Consider the following 1,506-nt stretch of genomic DNA (forward strand, 5'->3'; position numbering starts at 1 on the left):
CGAAGCGTCCAATGCTTCTTCTAAATACACGACGCTCTTCCGATCTCAATTCTGTGAAGTATTCTGAGCACTTACCGGAATCGCCAACAAGCCAGCATTTAAGGCTTTGCTTGCCAGGATTGTCAGAAAGCTTGACCACCCAGCATCCAACACAGATTTAGCCAATCGGGATTTAGCCAGTCCCTTTACATTTAACTTTTCATGAGCAATCACGTCATATTTTGACAGCAAATAATTGGCGGTCTTAAAATGGAAGTCTTTCCGTTTATCCGCTACTTTTTTGTGCTGTCTACCAAGTTGCTTAATAGCTTTGAGTCTGTTACTGCCTCCCAACACCCGTCGAGATACCCTTTTCTGGATAACCTTCAATCTTTTTTGAGATTTTCGGTAGTACTGAGGAATCTCTATTGTCTCGCCTTTGGAGGTAGTTAAAAACTCCTTAAGGCCAACATCAATGCCGACTATTGAGTCAGGATTAAGGTCAGGTTTAACCTCAGGTACACTTTGGTCTTCTAGAGACAAAACCAGATAATATCCATCACACTTTTTGGTAATCGAAGCTGTCTTTATCTTGAATCCATTAGGAATAGGGCGATGTAGTACAACTTTAATTTTCCCTATTTTTGGTAGGTTGATCAGGTTGTATTTTAAGCACCATTCTTTCATCTGAGGGTAAGTAAAGGTACGGTAGCGGTGTAGTTTTTTAAATCTAGGTCTCCCACTTCTTCTACCACTACTATCCCCTTTGATAAACCGATCAAAGGCTAATTTAACTCTTTTGACTACATCCTGAAGTACCTGAGAATGAATTTCTTTGTACCAAGGATGAGTTTTCTTGAGATTTGGTAGAGTTTTCTTCTGACTGTAGTAATCCGGATTCTCTCTTAGTTTAGGAAGGTGACAAACCAGGGGACAAGCATTAATTGAGCAACGATTTTGCTCGTACCAACTAAACCGCTCAGCTAGCAAGTAGTTATATTGAGCGCAAAGCATTGACAGCCAATGATCTATCTTGGCTTTTTGCTGTTTTGTTGGTTTTAGCCGGTACTGATACGCTATTCTCACTTTGACTTGCCTCAAGTTGGCTCGACCTATTATGATTAGAGCATGCCTACGATCATTTGGCAAGACATTATTAAAAATAAAAAGTTAACAATTAGAATTACTGATTTTGAGAAAAGACAACCGGAACAAGATGCCAATCCTATAGGAATGATCTCATCTGAGTTGATTAGGAGTTTAATAGCTCTATCCTTTGATCCGTGCATACCCTGTCCGCGATTCATCCCACACTCATACTACGTATTGAGATGTGGGGCTTCTCGCGGTTTAGCTAATTTATCTAACCATTACGTCTAGCTATTAGGCTAATGGTATTTGATTATATAGCAGCAAAGACCTGATCACGGCTGACCAAACTGCCGGTCGTACACTTCATCTTCTTTTTCGGTGTCAAATTTCAGGTTAGAGCGGGGATAAGCTACACACAGCAGCACATAGCCTTCT

At 40.6% G+C, this 1,506-nt stretch carries 2 pseudogenes; both read right to left on the reverse strand.

The annotated features are described in order from the left end of the window. Positions 1–48: 48 nt before the first annotated feature. Positions 49–1,065: pseudogene (locus F6K49_RS48185) on the reverse strand (transposase); the annotation flags it as partial. 338 nt (positions 1,066–1,403) lie between these two features. Continuing rightward, positions 1,404–1,506: pseudogene (locus F6K49_RS48190) on the reverse strand (ferredoxin); the annotation flags it as partial.

It is taken from the genome of Moorena sp. SIO3I6 (genome assembly GCF_010672095.1).